The following is a 15,635-nucleotide window of genomic DNA, read 5'->3' as shown; positions in this document are numbered from 1 at the left end:
AACTAATCTGGCGTTGATTTTTGGCACGCTGTTGAGTTCTCAAGGAACGGACGCTTCCTTCGTACTCACCCTCTCGGGCTTTCCTCCGGGCTTTTCCCTTCGGTCTTTCGTGTTTCCAGCTTAGCAGATCCGATTTCCGTTTCTGCCACCCGCTGGAGCGGGCTGCCATTTCAGGAATTCGCTTTTCGCGCTTTCCCTTGCGGCGGGGTCAAACACTACCAGGCTTTTTCGCTCCCCCTGACCACGCGCTCCACAGGCATGCAGAGGTGTAGACCACTGGGGTTAGGATCTGGCTCGATAGGTGCTGCCGACCCACGACTCAAAGCCGCGTTGGGGCCAGGCAGGAGTACGACAGTACATCCCACCGCCAGCTGAGGCAAATCGTTTCCGTGTGGTCCCTAGGTCCGCCAACTGGTACGTCTCGTGCGGAACCGGGACTTCCTATGACTTACGCTTCTGAACAGTACGCCGTCCAGGACAGGCAGTGACGGCGCCACACAATCTCCGCCCCTGGGAGGCTTCCCATGACATCCGTGACGTCGCCGCTTGCCGGACGCGCCATCGGTCTCGCCGCTGTACCCGACCCGGTCTTCTCCGGTGCGATGGTCGGTCCCGGTACCGCCATCGACCCCGACCGTGACTCGACGGAGGCCGTCTCGCCGGTCGACGGCGTCATCGTCTCTCTGCACCCGCACGCCTTCGTCGTCGTCGACGCCGAAGGGCACGGTGTGCTGACGCACCTCGGCATCGACACCGTCCAGCTCAATGGCGAGGGCTTCGAGCTGCTCGTCAGCAAGGGCGACACCGTGCAGCGGGGCCAGGTCGTCGTCCGCTGGAACCCGGCCGCCGTCGAGGCCGCCGGCAAGTCCCCCATCTGTCCCGTCGTGGCCCTGGAGGCCACGGCCGACTCCCTCTCCGCGCTCAGCGAGGACGGCGACGTGAAGGCCGGCGACCAGCTTTTCCACTGGAGCTGACGCCTGCGTCGTCCACGTGACGACCACACGTTCGACATTCATCGCGGCGGCCGTGTGCCGTCGCTCTATCGGAGACGGTGAGATGGAGACAACGCTGCGAGGCGTCGGCGTCAGCCACGGAGTGGCGATCGGCGAGGTCCGGCACATGGGTACGGCGGTTCTCGAGCCGCCGGCCAAGCAGATTCCGGCCGAGGAGGCGGAGCGCGAACAGGGGCGCGCCCGTCAGGCCGTGGAAGCTGTGGCTGCCGACCTGATTGCGCGCGGCAATCTGGCCGGCGGTGAGGCTCAGCATGTGCTGGAGGCCCAGGCGATGATCGCCCAGGACCCCGAGCTCATCGCTGATGTCGACCGGCGGATCGCGGTCGGCAGCACTGCCGAGCGCGGTATCTACGACGCGTTCTCCCACTACCGCGAGCTGCTCGCGGGCGCGGGTGAGTACATGGCCGGGCGGGTGGCCGACCTCGACGACGTGCGGAACCGTATCGTCGCGCGGCTGCTCGGGGTGCCGATGCCGGGTGTGCCGGACAGTGACGAGCCGTACGTGCTGATCGCGCGGGACCTGGCTCCCGCCGACACGGCGCTGCTCGACCCGGCGCTGGTGCTCGGTTTCGTGACCGAGGAGGGCGGGCCCACCAGCCACAGCGCGATTCTCGCGCGGGCGCTGGGTGTTCCCGCCGTGGTGGCCCTGCCTGGTGCGGGGGAGATCGGCGAGGGGACGGTGATCGCCGTGGACGGGTCCACCGGTGAGCTCTTCGTGAACCCGACCGAGGAGAAGAAGGCACAGCTGACCGCTGCCGCCGCCGAGCGCAAGGCCGCGCTTGCCGCGTCCAGCGGTCCGGGCGCGACCTCGGACGGGCACAAGGTGCCGCTGCTCGCCAACGTCGGTGGTCCGGCGGATGTGCCGGCGGCGGTGGAGGCCGGTGCGGAGGGTGTCGGTCTCTTCCGTACGGAGTTCCTCTTCCTGGACGACAGCAAGAAGGCTCCGACCGAGGAGAAGCAGGTCGAGGCGTACCGCAAGGTGCTGGAGGCCTTCCCCGAGGGTCGTGTGGTCGTGCGGGTGCTGGATGCCGGCGCGGACAAGCCGCTCGACTTCCTGACGCCCGCGGACGAGCCGAACCCGGCGCTGGGTGTGCGGGGTCTGCGGTCGCTGCTCGACCACCCCGAGGTGCTCCGGACGCAGCTGACCGCGCTGGCGAAGGCCGTCGAGGGTCTGCCGGTGTACCTGGAGGTCATGGCGCCGATGGTGGCGGACCGTACGGACGCGAAGGCCTTCGCCGACGCGTGCCGTGAGGCGGGGCTGCAGGCCAAGTTCGGCGCGATGGTGGAGATTCCCTCCGCCGCTCTGCGGGCGCGTTCGATCCTGCAGGAGGTGGAGTTCCTGTCGCTGGGCACCAACGACCTGGCGCAGTACACCTTCGCCGCCGACCGTCAGGTCGGTGCGGTGTCGCGGCTGCAGGACCCGTGGCAGCCTGCGCTGCTCGACCTGGTGGCGCTGTCCGCGGAGGCGGCCAAGGCCGAGGGCAAGAGCTGTGGTGTCTGTGGTGAGGCCGCTGCGGATCCGCTGCTGGCCTGTGTGCTGACGGGTCTGGGGGTCACCTCTCTGTCGATGGGTGCCGCGTCCATTCCTTATGTGCGGGCGACGCTCGCCAAATACACGCTGGCGCAGTGCGAGCGGGCCGCTGCCGCGGCTCGGGCTGCGGACACGGCCGAGGAGGCCCGCGTGGCCGCGCAGGCGGTGCTTTCCGGGGAGTGATCCCTGCTCGTTCGTAGGTGTGGATCGGAGGGGCTTCCCGTCACGGGTGTGGCGGGGAGCCCCTTCGGCGTCGGTGGGCGTCAGTGGTGGGTGGGCCAGTCGTCCTCGTCCGGGGCGAGGGCGAAACCGGCGCGGTGGTCGACGCCTGGTTCGGGGGCGATCGGCTCTCCGGTGCGGGCGTCGGTGCAGTAGGCGCTGAAGACTTCGGCTTCGGTGAGGGGGCGCAGGTTTCCTCCGGTGAGGCGCCAGCCGTGGAGGCGGTCGCGCGTGCCGGGGAGGGTGGTGCGCAGGACGACTCCCCCGGGGCTGTCGAGGGCGATGCCGACGGCGAGGACGGTGGCGAACTCGGCTGCTTCGTCGCCGTCGAGGTGGGCCGGGCCGTCGCCGTCGCGGGTCGCCTGGAGGACGGCGAGGAGGTGTTCGTCGTCGGCGGGGACGCTGCACACGAGGTGGTGGTTCCCGGGGCCGGCGGCTTCGAGGAGTCGGGTGAGTTGGCGTGTGGCGTGCGCGAAGGCTTCTCGGCCGATGTCCTGGCCGCAGGTGGCGCAGTCGCCGGCGCCGGAGAGGAGCGTCGTGGCGTACTCCCAGGTGGCGTGGCGGACGGCGGTGTCGATGAGAGTGGGGACCAGGGTGGTCATGGGTTGGCCCGTGTACGCGACGAGGGCGCCGGCGGCGGCCAGTTCGGCGGTGTAGCGGCTGCGGCTGGCGGGGCGGTCGGGGTCGAGGCCGGTGTCCGCGCAGAACTGCTCGTACTCCTCGGGGTCGAAGAGGGCGACCGTGGTGTGACCGCCCTGGGTGGCGAGGGATTTGAGGAGGCCTTCGACCTGCCGGAGGTAGGCGGCGTGGTCGTCGAAGGCGAACGTGGCGTACCGGCGCATCGCGGTGAAGTCGTCCTCATCGGCGAGGAGGCCGACGGTGCTGGGGACTTCGCGGCGCAGGGCGCGGCGCAGGGATGTGGTGGTGCCGGGCTGGGTCATGTCTCCCCCTGAGCGCTGTCGATCAGTGCTCACTCACCGTAACCTTCGCCACTGACAGTGACGGTGACGGTGACGGCTGGGTGAGGCGGTCGCGGATCAGTCGGTGCTGTGCGGCGCCCGCCGCGACGAGGCCGAGGCCGAGCACGGGCCAGGCGAGCGCGCCCGCGGCCATGACGCCGGTGACGAGGAGGGGGCCTGCGAATCGCTGTGCGGACTGGGCGATTCCGTGGACTCCGAGGTAGGCGCCCTGAGCATGGGCGGGGGCCAGGGCGACGGAGAGTTCCCAGGAGGCGGTCGCGTGGATGATCTCGGCGAAGGTCAGCGCCACGACGGCGACGACCAGGGCCGTGACGGCGAGGGCGGTGCCGCCGGCCGCGGAGGCGGCAAGGGCCAGGGTGCCGGTGAGGAAGAGCCCGGCGAGGGGGACCAGGAGCCGGCGGGCGGCCTTCGTGGTGGCGCCGAACCGGGCGAGGGGGACCTGGAAGATCACGACGAGGACGGTGTTGAGGACCAGCAGGAGCGGGGCCAGCCCGACGGGTGCGCTGGTGGCGTGGACGATCCAGAGGGGGACGGCGACCTGAAGGATCGTGTCGTCGAGGAAGAGGGCGGCGTCGGTGGCGGTGTAGCCGAGGAAGGTGCGGTCGCGCCAGGGGGAGGTGGGGCGGGAGGGTGCCGGTTCGCCGGTGGTGGCGGGGGCCGGGGAGGTGGTGGAGGTCGCTGCGACGCGGGAGGGGGCCGGGGGTTCGGCGCAGCGGAGGGTGAGCGCGGCGATGACGACGTACGTGAGGACGTTGCCGATGAGGAGCAGGCCGTACGCGCGCGTGCTGCCGGTGGCGAGCGCGGCGGCGGCGCCGAGGCCGCCGATGGACCAGCCGATGTTGACGGTGGTGCGCTGGATCGCCTGGTAGCGGACCCGGTCGCGGCCGGCGAGGCGGGCCGCGTAGAGCTTGATGAGGACGCTGCCGGCGCGGTCGGGGAGGGCGCCGAGGGCGGAGTAGAGCGTGAGGAGGAGCAGGTTGTCGGTGGTGAGGAGGAGCAGGAGGGCGGCGCCGCGCATGAGTTGGGCGCCGACGATGATCGTGACGAGGGGGTAGCGGTCGGCGAGCCGGCCGGCGAGGGGGGATCCGGCGATGCCGACTCCCCCGGAGACGGTCATGAGGAGGCCGACCTGACCGAGGCCGAGGCCGGAGACGTAGGTGAAGTAGAGGACGGCGCAGCCGGCCCAGAGGCCGGTGCCGGTCTTGTCGATGATGCTGACGACGAGCATCCGGCGGCCGTCGCGGCCTCCGGGTATGCGCTCGCTGACGGCGCTGTGCCAGGAAGTCGTGCGGCTCAACTCGGTTCCCCCTTGACGCGAGTATTGTATTGATACATAGTTCAGTACGTGGTGACACAATATTCGATCCAGGGGACGACGGCCAAGGGGGTTGCCGCGTCCGTCGAGCGCGGCGTGGCCGAGGGCGAGCTCGCGCCTGGCGACGCGCTGCCTCCGGTGCGGCGCCTCGCCGACGAGTTGGGGATCAGTCCCGGCACGGTCGCGACGGCGTACAAGGAGCTGCGGGGGCGCGGTCTGGTGGTCACGCGGGGCCGGGGCGGCACGGTGGTCGCGGAGGCGCCCTCGGTCGCCTCGCGGCGGCCGCCGCGCGTGCCGCCGGGCGTGGTGGACCTCGCCAGTGGCCTGCCCGACCCGGCCTTCCTGCCGGTGCTGCGGCCGCCGAGCGAGGTCAGGCCCGTGTACGGGTCGCATCGCGCCGCGCCCCGGATCGCGGGCCTCGAGGAGCTGACCCGCGCCTGGTACGCCCGCGACGGCGTACCGGCGGAGCGGGTGACGTTCGCGCACGGGGCGCTCGACTGCATCGCCCGGCTGCTCGCCGTCGAGCTGCGGCCGGGGGACGCGGTGGCCGTGGAGGACCCCGGCTTCCACCATCTCCTGGACCTGGTGCCGGCCTTGGGCCTACGGACGGTGCCGGTGGCCGTGGACGGCGAGGGAATCACGCCCGAGGCGCTCCGGGGCGCGCTGCGGGCGGGGGCGCGGGCGGTGGTGTGCAGTCCGCGGGCCCAGTGCCCCACGGGGGCGTCGTTCTCCGTCGGGCGGCGGGACGAACTGGCCGCGATGCTGCGGGAGTTCCCCGACGTCCTGGTCGTCGAGGACGACTACCACGTGGAGATCGCGGGTCCGGTGGCCCCGACGCTGGCCGCGGCGGGGCTGGAGCGGTGGGCGCAGGTGCGGACGGTCTCCAAGCGTCTGGGGGTGGACCTGCGGTGGGCCGGGGTCGCAGGTGACCCGGTGACGCTCGCACGGCACGACGGACGGATGCTGATGACGTCCGGCTGGGTCAGCCATGTTCTTCAGGAGACGGTGCTCGGGCTGTTCTCCGACCCGGCGGTCGCGCGGCTGGTGGCGGCCGGAGAGGCGGCGTACGCGGAACGCCGGGCGGCGCTGGTCGACGCGCTGGACTCGTACGGTGTCCGGTCGGCCGGGGGCTCCGGTGCGGGCGGGCTGAATGTGTGGGTGCCCGTACGGGACGAGTCGGCGGTGGTCAACGGGCTGCGGACGCGCGGGTGGTGGGTGGCCGCGGGGGCGCGGTTCCGTATCGCGGCGCCCACGGCGGTGCGGATCACGACGGCGACCCTGGATGCGGCGGCGGCGCGGCGGCTGGCCTCGGACTTCGCCGACGTCCTGGGTGAGGCGCAGGCGACGTACGGGGGGTAGGGGGCTGCCGCCGCCCCGGAACCCGCGCGGCTGCTTCGCGTCGCGGGGCGGGCCGGGCGCCGGCCCGCCCCGCGGCGCGGGTGCGCGTCAGCGGGTGCGGGACCGGGCCAGGTGCTCGTAGAAGTCGAGCAGGCTCAGGTTGTCGACCGATCCCGGGTTGACCGCCTTGGCCATCGGGGTGCCCTGGAGGAGGCGTTTGACCGGGACCTCGATGCGCTTGCCGGTGAGGGTGTGGGGGATGCCGGGGACCTCGATGATGTCGTCGGGGACGTGGCGCGGGGAGAGTTCGGCGCGGATCGTCCGCTTGATGCGGGTGATCAGTGCCTCGTCCAGGGTCGCGCCGTCCGTGAGGTGGACGAAGAGCGGCATCCAGTAGCCGCCGTCCGGCTCTTCGAGGCCGATGACGAGGGACTCGCGGATCTCCGGGAGGCGTTCGACCGCCTCGTAGATGTCCGCGCTGCCCATCCGTACGCCCTGGCGGTTCAGGGTGGAGTCGGAGCGGCCGTGGATGACCACGGAGCCGTGATCGGTGATCGTGATCCAGTCGCCGTGGCGCCAGACGCCCGGGAACATCTCGAAGTAGCTGTCGTGGTAGCGGCTGCCGTCGGGGTCGTTCCAGAAACGGATCGGCATGGACGGCATGGGGTTGGTGACGACGAGTTCGCCGACCTCGCCGATCAGCGGTTTGCCGGACGGGTCCCAGGACTGCAGGTCGGTGCCGAGGCCGGCCGCCTGCAGTTCGCCGATGTGGACGGGGAGCGTGGGGACGGCTCCGGCGAAGCAGGAGCAGACGTCCGTGCCGCCGCTGACCGAGGCGATCCAGAGGTCCTCGCGGACCTCGTCGTGGAGCCAGCGGAAGCCGTCCGGCGGGAGCGGGGAGCCCGTGGTCGCGACGCAGTTGATCGCGGAGAGGTCGAAGTCCCGGCCCGGGTGGACATCCGCCTTGGCGCAGGCCATGACGTACGCGGCGGAGGTGCCGTACAGGGTGGCCCGGGTCCGTTCGGCGATGCGCCACTGGGCGGCCGTGTCGGGGTAGCCGGGGCTGCCGTCGTAGAGGACGACCGTGGTGCCGGTGAGCAGGCCGGAGACGAGGAAGTTCCACATCATCCAGCCGGTGGAGGTGTACCAGAAGAACACGTCCTGCGGGCCGAGGTCGCAGTGCAGGCCGAGCTGCTTCAGGTGCTCGACCAGGATGCCGCCCTGGGACTGCACGATCGCCTTGGGCAGGCCCGTCGTGCCGGAGGAGTACAGGACCCAGAGGGGGTGGGAGAAGTCCACCTCTTCGAAGAGCGGCTCCGTGTCCGCCGCCGTGAGGGCCGACCACGCGAGCGCTCCCTCGGGGGGCTCGGTGCCGAGGAGGGGGATGTGCACCACGGCGCGGAGCGTGGGGAGTTCGGCGCGGAGCTCGGCGACCGTCTCGCGGCGGTCGTGCTCCTTGCCGCCGTAGCGGTAGCCGTCGACGGTGAACAGGACGACCGGCTCGACCTGCTGGAAGCGGTCGAGGACACTGCGCGCCCCGAAGTCGGGCGCGCAGGAGGTCCATACGGCGCCGACGGCGGCGGTGGCGAGGAGGGCGACGACGGCCTCGGGGATGTTGGGGAGGTAGCCGCTGACGCGGTCGCCGGGTCGCACGCCGAGTGCGCGGAGTTCGGCGGAGAGGGAGCCGACCTGGCGGCGCAGCTCGGCCCAGGTGATCGGGCGTGGCTCATGTGTTTCGTCCACATGCAGCAGTGCCGTGTCATGGGGTCGCTCGGCGGCGGCGCGCAGGGCGTGCTCGGCGTAGTTGAGGGTGGCTCCCGGGAACCACTGGGCGCCCGGCATCGAACGGTCGCCGAGGACGCGCTCGTACGGTGTGGAGAAGCGGACGTCGAACCACTCGACGACGGCCTGCCAGAAGGACTCCAGGTCTTCGACGGACCAGCGGTGCAGGGCCGGGTATCCGCCTGCGGCCGGGGCTCCGTGACGCTCGGCGGCCCAGGCCTGGAAGCGGGTGACCGCTGCGGCGTCGATGCGGGGCTCGTCCGGCTGCCAGAGCGGCTCGGTGTGCGCTGATGTCATGTGGGGTGGCTCCCTGGGCGTACGCGGGGTCTGCGTGTGTCCCGCGCACGTGCTGGGGTGTGCGCGTGACGCGGCTGACACGGACGATGCCATGGGAGCGGCGTTCGCACCAGGGTTCCCCGCCCATGGTCGGGATGCTGAATATGTGCTCCCACCACGGGTGAACGGCAGTTGAACGAAGCTCGCCAAGGCCGGACCGACTGGCAGGCTGAGCAGCATGGACGGTCGTGAGCTGGTGCGTTCGGTGAGGGTGTTCGGTTCGGTGCAAGGGTTGCGGGCGGTGCGTTCGGCGTGGCGGCAGCGCAGGACGGACGCGTGGGGGCTGCCGCCGAGGGGTGCGGAGCGGGCACGGGTGCCGGGGCCGGTGGGCGAGGCGGAGCCGTCGCCGGGCGGCGGGATCGTCCGGTTCGCCCGCTCGGAGCTGCGGATCAGTGTGTCGGCCGGGGGCACGGTGTTCTGGGGCTGGGACGGGGCCGAGCAGCTGCCGTCGTACGCGTTGGCCGGACAGGCGCCGGACCCGGACCCCCGGGCCCGCCTCGAGCCGGACACCGACGGCGGGTGGCGGGTCGTCTCCGAACGGGTGACGGTCGCGGTGTCCCGGCACGGCGCGGTGGAGATCCGCACGCCCGGCGGGGTGGTCCTGCGCCGGGATCTGCCGCCGCGCTGGTGGGAGCCGGTCTCCGGCGGCCCCGCGCGGTGGGCGCAGCGCAGCGAGGTGCCCGCGGACGCGCGGTTCTTCGGCCTCGGTGGACGGTCGTCGGGTCCGCGGCTGCGCGACGGCACGTACCGGCTGTGGAACACCGATCCCAAGGGGAGCTTCTCCCCCGGGGACGATCCGCTGTACATCACGATGCCGGTGCAGTTCGTCGTCGCGGACGCGGGGACCCATCTGGCCTTCCACGACAACTCCTGGGAGGGGCGGGTCACCCTCACCGAAGGTGAGGAGGGGGCCGGGTCGGGGCACGACCGGCCGGGGACCAGCGAGGTCCGGATGGGCGGGGGGCCGTTGCGCTGCTGGGTGGTGGTCGGTACCCCCGCGCGCGTGCTGCACGGCTGGGCGGCGTTGACCGGGGCACCGGCGCTGCCGCCGTCCTGGGCACTGGGTCCGCAGCACGCGCGGTGGGGGTTCGGCAGCGAGCGGGAGGTGCGGCGCGTGGTGGCCGGCTACCGCGAGCGGGGCCTCCCCCTGTCGGTGCTCCACCTGGACATCGACCACTACGACGCGCACCAGGTGTTCACGGTGGACCGCGAGCGGTTCCCCGACCTGCCGGGGCTGGCGGGCGAGCTGCGGGAGCAGGGCGTACGGCTGGTGTCCATCGTCGATCCGGCGGTGAAGGCGGAGCCGGGGAACGCCGTGTACGACTCCGGGACCGCCTGCGGGGCCTTCATCCGCGACGGTCGGGGCAGCGAGGTGCACGGGGTGGTGTGGCCGGGCGAGTGCGCCTATCCGGACTTCACGGACGCGGCGGTACGGGAGTGGTGGGGCGGGCTGTACGAGGAGCGGCTCGCGCAGGGGTTCTCGGGTGTCTGGCACGACATGAACGAGCCGGTCTCCTTCGCCCCCTTCGGCGACCAGTCGCTGCCCCGCTCGGCGCGGCATGCCCTGGAGGGGCGCGGCGGCGACCATCGCGAGGGGCACAACGTGTACGGGCTGACGATGGCACGGGCCGGCTACGACGGGCTGCGCCGGCTACGTCCGGACGAACGGCCGTTCCTCTTCTCGCGCTCGGGGTGGGCCGGCATGCAGCGGTATGGAGGGACGTGGTCGGGGGATGTGGCGACCGGGTGGCCGGGGCTTCGTGCCTCCCTGTCGCTCGTCCTGGGGCTCGGGCTGTGCGGGGTGCCGTACTCGGGGCCGGACGTGGGCGGCTTCGACGGTAGCCCCTCGCCCGAGCTGTTCCTGCGTTGGTACCAGCTGGGGGCGTGGATGCCGCTGTTCCGCACGCACGCGGCGTTCGACGCGGGGCGACGCGAGCCGTGGGAGTTCGGCCCCGAGGTTCTGGAGCACGCGCGCGTGGCGCTCGCCGAACGGGAACGCATGCGGCCCTACTTCGTGACCCTCTCCCAGCTCGCACGGCTGACGGGTGCGCCGTACATCCGGCCCCTGTGGTGGGGGTCGCCGGAGGACCGGGTCCTTCGGGACTGCGACGACGCGTTCCTCGTGGGCGACGCGCTGCTCGTGGCCCCGGTGCTCGCCCGGGGGACCGACCGGCGGGCGGTGCGGCTGCCGCGCGGGCGCTGGTACGACACGGCGACGGGGCAGGCGTACGACGGGCCGGGGCAGGTGCTGCTCGACGCGCCCTGGTCCGGTATCCCGGTGCTCGCGCGGGCCGGGGCGGTGATTCCGGTGCGGGGTGAGGACGGGGAGCTCGAACTGGAGGTGTGGGCCCCGGCCGCCGGGCGGACCGGCGGTGGGCTCGTCGTACGGGACAGCGGTGACGGGTGGCAGGTCGGGGAGATCGAGCGGTACACGTCGCGGCTGGTGGACGGCCGGGTGGTCGTGGAGCGGGTGACGGACGACGGGGCGGTCGAGGTGGAGCTGCCGGTGCGGGTGCGGGGTGGTGGGGGGTAAGGGGGGCGCGGGGTGTCGGGGTCCGCTCCGGATCCTGGATATCTGGGCGGGGACATCGGATATTGCGTTTTGGATATTGGCTTTCGGATGTTGGATGTTGGATCCACTCTCCGGTATCCAGGATCCGCGCGTCGGCCGTCAGGCGTATCTCCCCGCGAACCAGCGTCGTACCGCCTCCGTGTGGAGCGGGAAGGCCAGTTCCGCCGGGGCGCGGAGCAGGTGGCTGCCGCTGGTCTCGTCCGTCGGGGCGGAGGGCGGCAGTTCGTCCGCCGCGCGGGTGGGGAGAAGGCCGAAGAGGAGCAGGTGGCCGCCCTGGGAGCTGAGCGCGTCGGCGAGCCGTACGTCCTCGGCCGACGCCTCGATCCAGGTCTCCTCGCGGAGTTCGCGGACCACGGCGTCCCGCCAGTCCTCGGACTGGTCGATGAACCCGCCGGGGAGGGCGACGCCGCCGAGGGCGGGTTCGATCGTGCGCGTGATGACGACGAGGCCGGTGCCCTGCGCGTCGGTGACGGGGAGCAGGGCGACGGCGACGGGGAGCGGGTTGCGGTAGACGACCGCGCCGCAGGCGGCGCAGGCGCGGGGCCAGTCGGCCGACTCGGAGTAGCGGGTGCCGCAGCTGGAGCAGTAGGTGTCCTTCACGTCAGGACCGTACGCGATCACTCTTTCCCGCGCCCCGGGAAACCTGATAGACGGTGGGCATGACAAGAGTTGCTTCCGCATTCCGTACGCTCGGTGTGCTCGCGGCCTCGGGCCTGCTGGCCGCCACCGCCGCCGTGCCGTCCGCGCAGGCCAGGTCGGAGCCGAAGGCGCCGAAGGCGCCGAAGGAGTTCGTGGCGCTGAGCTCCGTGGACCGGACGATCCTTCAGGAGATGCGCTACACCACGGCGCACAACTTCCTGGGCGAGCGGGTCGACGGCTATCGGCAGCCGGTCTGCATCCTGACCCGCCCCGCCGCCGAGGCGCTGCACCGTGCCCAGGTCAGGCTGCGGACGCAGGGGTACACCCTGAAGGTCTACGACTGCTACCGGCCGCAGCGGGCCGTCGACCACTTCGTGCGCTGGGCGAAGGACCTGGCCGACGAGCGGATGAAGAAGGAGTTCTATCCCCAGGTCGACAAGTCGAGGCTCTTCGCGGACGGTTACATCGCCGAGAAGTCGGGCCACAGTCGGGGCTCGACGCTCGACGTGACGATCGTGCGACTGCCCGCCCGGCCCACCCGCCCCTATGTGCCCGGCGAGAAGCTGGTGGAGTGCTTCAAGCCGCGAGCGGAGCGCTTTCCGGACAACTCCGTCGACATGGGTACCGGGTTCGACTGCTTCGACACGCTCTCGCACACCGACGACCCACGGATCCAGGGCGTCCAGCGGGCCAACCGGCAGCTCCTGAAGGAGACGCTGGCCGAGCAGGGCTTCGTGAACCTGCCCGAGGAGTGGTGGCACTTCACCTTCAAGCCGGAGCCGTTCCCGAGCACCTTCTTCGACTTCCCGGTGGCGCGCGGTTCGGTCGCGGGCCACCTGACACCCGGACGTACGGAACGGGCGGCCGGAACCACCCCCGTGGGCCCCGGCCACCCGTTCCGTACGTAGGGACGCGATAAGGGTGCGTACGGTTCTCAGCGCTCGACATCCGTGCCAGACTTCCTGACGCTTCGTCAGGTAAGGGTGATCTCGGGGTCGGGGAGGCCGTCGTGACACGGACGCGCAGGCCGGTGGTGGCCGGATGGTTCACGGGCGACAGCGGCGGGGCCGGGCCGGGCGGAGCGGGTGAACCGGAGGAAGCGGTGGAGTTCTCGCTCCTCGGCACCCGCTGTACGGCCTGTGCCTCCGTCTTCTTCCCGCGCGAGGACGGGTGGTGCCGTAACCCCGCCTGTCCGGGCGGCGGAACGATGGTCGAGACGCCGCTCTCGCGACGGGGCCGGGTGTGGTCGTACACCGACGGCCGCTACCGTCCGCCCGCGCCCTACGTCTCCGACCCGGAGGCGCCCTGGGAGCCGTACACCCTCGTCGCCGTCGAGCTGGCGGCCGAGGCGATGGTGGTGCTCGGCCAGGCGGCGCCCGGGGTGCGGACCACGGACCTGGCGATCGGCATGGAGGTCGAGGTGGTGCCGGGCGTCCTCTACGAGGACGACGAGCACATCTGGACCACCTGGCACTGGCGGCCCGTCCCCGCGCGCGTGGCGGCGCCGGAGGCGCGGCGGGCGGAGGAGCGGTCGTGAACGACATCGCCGTCCTCGGTGCCGGGATGCACCCCTGGGGCAAGTGGGGCCGCAGTTTCGTCGAGTACGGTACGGCGGCGGCGCGGGCGGCGCTCGCGGACGCCGGCATCGGCTGGCGGGACGTCGGCGCGGTGGTCGGGGCGGACACCGTGCGGTGCGGCTACCCGGGCTTCGTGGCCGGGGCGACCTTCGCCCAGGCGCTCGGCTGGCAGGGCGCCCGCGTCACCAGCGTGTACGCGGCCTGTGCCTCCGGCGCGCAGGCCGTCGGCGCGGCGCGGGCCCAGATCCTGGCCGGCCTCGCGGACGTGGTCCTCGTCGTCGGCGCGGACTCCGCGCCGAAGGGCTTCTTCGCCCCGGCGGGCGGGGAGCGGCCCGACGACCCCGACTGGCTCCGCTTCCGGGTGCTGGGGGCGACCAACCCCGCGTACTTCGCGCTCTACGCCCGCCGCCGGATGGGCCTGTACGGCGACACGGTGGACGACTTCGCCCAGGTCAAGGTGAAGAACGCGGCGGCAGGGGCGCTCAACCCGATGGCCCGCTACCGCAAGCCGGTCAGCGCCGAGGAGGTCGCGGCCTCGGCCGTCGTCGCCGATCCGCTGCGGCTGCTCGACATCTGCGCGACCTCGGACGGTGGCGCGGCGCTGGTGCTCTCCAGCATGGAGTTCGCCCGCCGGCACGGGCACCCGGACCCCGTCCGTATCCGGGCCGTCTCGACCGTCACGCCGACGTATCCGAAGGCCGTCCTCGATCTGCCCGACATCGCGACCGACTCGGCCGTCGCGGTCTCCCCGGCGCCGCACACCTTCCGCGCGTCGATCGCCCGCGCCGCGTACGAGGAGGCGGGGCTCGGGCCCGAGGACCTGTCGCTCGCCGAGGTGTACGACCTGTCGACCGCGCTGGAGCTGGAGTGGTACGAGGACATCGGCCTGTGCGGCGCCGGTGAGGGCGCGAAGCTGGTACGGGACGGGGTCACCGCCCTCGGGGGCCGGGTCCCGGTCAACACCAGCGGCGGCCTGGGGTCGTTCGGCGAGGCCGTGCCCGCCCAGGCCATCGCGCAGGTCTGCGAGCTCACCTGGCAGCTGCGGGGCACGGCCGGGGACCGGCAGGTGCCGGGCGCCCGGGCCGGGATCACCGCGAACCAGGGGCTGTTCGGGCACGGTTCGGCGGTCGTGGCGGTGCGCTGAGGCCGCCTGCGGCGCCGTCGGGACCGCACCGCCCGACGGCCGGATTCCCTCAGGTGGCACGACTCCGGTTGCCCGACTGCGTAAGGCTGCCCGACTCAGGGGAGCTGCCCGATTCCGTCAGGTGGCCACGGGCGCTCCCTGGTCGGCCAGGACGAGGGCGTGCTCGACGACCGCGACGAGGACGTTCTTCACCGACTCGCGGTCGCGCGCGTCGCACATCAGCAGCTCGACCTCGGGGTCGAGGTCGAGCGCGCCCCGGACGGTCTCGGTCGGGAACCGCTGGGCGCCCTCGAAGCAGTTGACCGCGACCGTGAACGGGATGCCGCGCCGTTCGAAGTAGTCGATCGCGGCGAAGCTGTCCTCCAGACGGCGGGTGTCCGCCAGGACGACCGCGCCGAGCGCGCCCTGCGCGAGCTCGTCCCAGAGGAACCAGAACCGGTCCTGGCCGGGCGTGCCGAACAGGTAGAGGACCAGGTCCTCGCGGAGCGTGATCCGGCCGAAGTCCATGGCGACCGTGGTGGTCGACTTGTTCTCCACGCCGTGCAGATCGTCCACGGGCCGGCCGGCCTCGCTGAGGATCTCCTCGGTGCGCAGCGGCCTGATCTCGCTGACGGCGCCGACCAGCGTCGTCTTGCCGACTCCGAAACCGCCCGCGACCAGGATCTTCAAGGTCACCGGTTCGACAAGCGGTTTCTTGCGGCTAGAGCGCCCGAAGGCCATTGATCACCTCGCGGAGAATGCTCACGTCCGGCAGCTCGGCCGGCGGAACGGGGCGGGTCACATGGACGAGTTCGTCCTCGACGAGATCGCCGACGAGGACCCGGACGACCCCGACGGGGAGGTCGAGTCCGGCGGCCAGTTCGGCGATCGACTGGGGTGTGTCCGAGCAGCGTTCGACGATCTCCACGTGTTCCGGGGAGAGCGTCTGGTCCCGGCCGGGGTCGTCGGCGGCGGGTTCGGGCACCACCAGGGCGATCAGGTCGAGACGGTGGCGGGTGGCGGCGCTGGTCCGGCCGCGGGTCATCGCGTACGGACGGACCACCGGTCCGGCGTCGTCGTCGAACCAGTGGTGGGCCGGCTGCGGACCCTGGTCCCACGGGCCCCCGGTGTCACGGGTGCCATCGAGAGCCGCGGGCCCGGCGGTGCCGTCGGTCGTGCCCTGCGTCGTGCCGTCAGTCATGGTCTCCCC

The 15,635-nt window shown here is 72.2% G+C and carries 13 protein-coding genes; 7 read left to right on the top strand and 6 right to left on the bottom strand.

The genetic code is table 11. The features are described 5' to 3' along the window. Window positions 1–524 precede the first annotated feature (524 nt). Window positions 525–974: a PTS glucose transporter subunit IIA gene (locus tag ACIPPS_RS26695; protein ID WP_401436825.1), complete on the top strand. Its 450-nt coding sequence runs from the start codon at window positions 525–527 to the stop codon at window positions 972–974. A gap of 82 nt (window positions 975–1,056) precedes the next feature. Next, window positions 1,057–2,727, top strand: coding sequence for a phosphoenolpyruvate--protein phosphotransferase (gene ptsP, locus ACIPPS_RS26690; protein WP_401436859.1), 1,671 nt, complete (start codon window positions 1,057–1,059; stop codon window positions 2,725–2,727). Window positions 2,728–2,807: 80 nt separating this feature from the next. On the opposite strand, the gene ACIPPS_RS26685 is transcribed toward ptsP, so the two are convergent. Next, window positions 2,808–3,704, bottom strand: a complete 897-nt coding sequence (locus ACIPPS_RS26685) for a hypothetical protein (protein ID WP_401436823.1) — start codon at window positions 3,702–3,704, stop codon at window positions 2,808–2,810. 22 nt (window positions 3,705–3,726) lie between these two features. After that, window positions 3,727–5,040, bottom strand: coding sequence for an MFS transporter (locus ACIPPS_RS26680; protein ID WP_401436821.1), 1,314 nt, complete (start codon window positions 5,038–5,040; stop codon window positions 3,727–3,729). A 48-nt stretch (window positions 5,041–5,088) separates the two neighbouring features. Between ACIPPS_RS26680 and ACIPPS_RS26675 the strand changes: the two genes are divergently transcribed. Beyond that, window positions 5,089–6,417 (top strand): aminotransferase class I/II-fold pyridoxal phosphate-dependent enzyme, encoded by a 1,329-nt coding sequence (locus ACIPPS_RS26675; protein ID WP_401436819.1) that lies wholly within the window; start codon window positions 5,089–5,091, stop codon window positions 6,415–6,417. Between the two features lie 87 nt (window positions 6,418–6,504). Here ACIPPS_RS26675 and ACIPPS_RS26670 read toward each other — a convergent pair whose 3' ends face one another. After that, the gene (locus tag ACIPPS_RS26670; protein ID WP_401436818.1) at window positions 6,505–8,475 is read right to left on the bottom strand and encodes an acetoacetate--CoA ligase; all 1,971 of its coding nucleotides are present in this window, start codon (window positions 8,473–8,475) and stop codon (window positions 6,505–6,507) included. A 217-nt stretch (window positions 8,476–8,692) separates the two neighbouring features. Between ACIPPS_RS26670 and ACIPPS_RS26665 the strand changes: the two genes are divergently transcribed. Then, window positions 8,693–11,047 carry a glycoside hydrolase family 31 protein gene (locus ACIPPS_RS26665; protein WP_401436816.1) on the top strand — a complete coding sequence of 785 codons (2,355 nt, stop codon included), beginning with the start codon at window positions 8,693–8,695 and terminating at the stop codon, window positions 11,045–11,047. A gap of 138 nt (window positions 11,048–11,185) precedes the next feature. Here ACIPPS_RS26665 and ACIPPS_RS26660 read toward each other — a convergent pair whose 3' ends face one another. Continuing rightward, window positions 11,186–11,686: an NUDIX domain-containing protein gene (locus ACIPPS_RS26660; RefSeq protein WP_401436813.1), complete on the bottom strand. Its 501-nt coding sequence runs from the start codon at window positions 11,684–11,686 to the stop codon at window positions 11,186–11,188. A gap of 59 nt (window positions 11,687–11,745) precedes the next feature. Between ACIPPS_RS26660 and ACIPPS_RS26655 the strand changes: the two genes are divergently transcribed. From ACIPPS_RS26655 to ACIPPS_RS26645, 3 genes are all read left to right on the top strand, one after another. Next, window positions 11,746–12,633 (top strand): M15 family metallopeptidase, encoded by an 888-nt coding sequence (locus ACIPPS_RS26655; protein WP_401436810.1) that lies wholly within the window; start codon window positions 11,746–11,748, stop codon window positions 12,631–12,633. 101 nt (window positions 12,634–12,734) lie between these two features. After that, a complete protein-coding gene (locus tag ACIPPS_RS26650) occupies window positions 12,735–13,262 on the top strand; it encodes a Zn-ribbon domain-containing OB-fold protein (protein WP_401436807.1) in 528 nt (175 codons plus the stop codon). Next, the gene (locus tag ACIPPS_RS26645) at window positions 13,259–14,446 is read left to right on the top strand and encodes a lipid-transfer protein (RefSeq protein WP_401436804.1); all 1,188 of its coding nucleotides are present in this window, start codon (window positions 13,259–13,261) and stop codon (window positions 14,444–14,446) included. Before ACIPPS_RS26650 ends, ACIPPS_RS26645 begins: the two co-directional genes overlap by 4 nt. 117 nt (window positions 14,447–14,563) lie before the next feature. Here ACIPPS_RS26645 and ACIPPS_RS26640 read toward each other — a convergent pair whose 3' ends face one another. Continuing rightward, window positions 14,564–15,166: a GTP-binding protein gene (locus tag ACIPPS_RS26640; RefSeq protein WP_401436802.1), complete on the bottom strand. Its 603-nt coding sequence runs from the start codon at window positions 15,164–15,166 to the stop codon at window positions 14,564–14,566. After that, window positions 15,147–15,626 (bottom strand): DUF742 domain-containing protein, encoded by a 480-nt coding sequence (locus ACIPPS_RS26635; protein ID WP_401436799.1) that lies wholly within the window; start codon window positions 15,624–15,626, stop codon window positions 15,147–15,149. The genes ACIPPS_RS26640 and ACIPPS_RS26635 overlap by 20 nt, the downstream gene beginning before the upstream one ends. Window positions 15,627–15,635 lie beyond the last annotated feature (9 nt).

Source organism: Streptomyces sp. NPDC090127 (assembly GCF_044746945.1).
GTDB lineage: Bacteria > Actinomycetota > Actinomycetes > Streptomycetales > Streptomycetaceae > Streptomyces.
The sequence above is the reverse complement of the archived record's forward strand: the minus strand, read 5'-3'. Positions and strand labels throughout refer to the sequence as shown.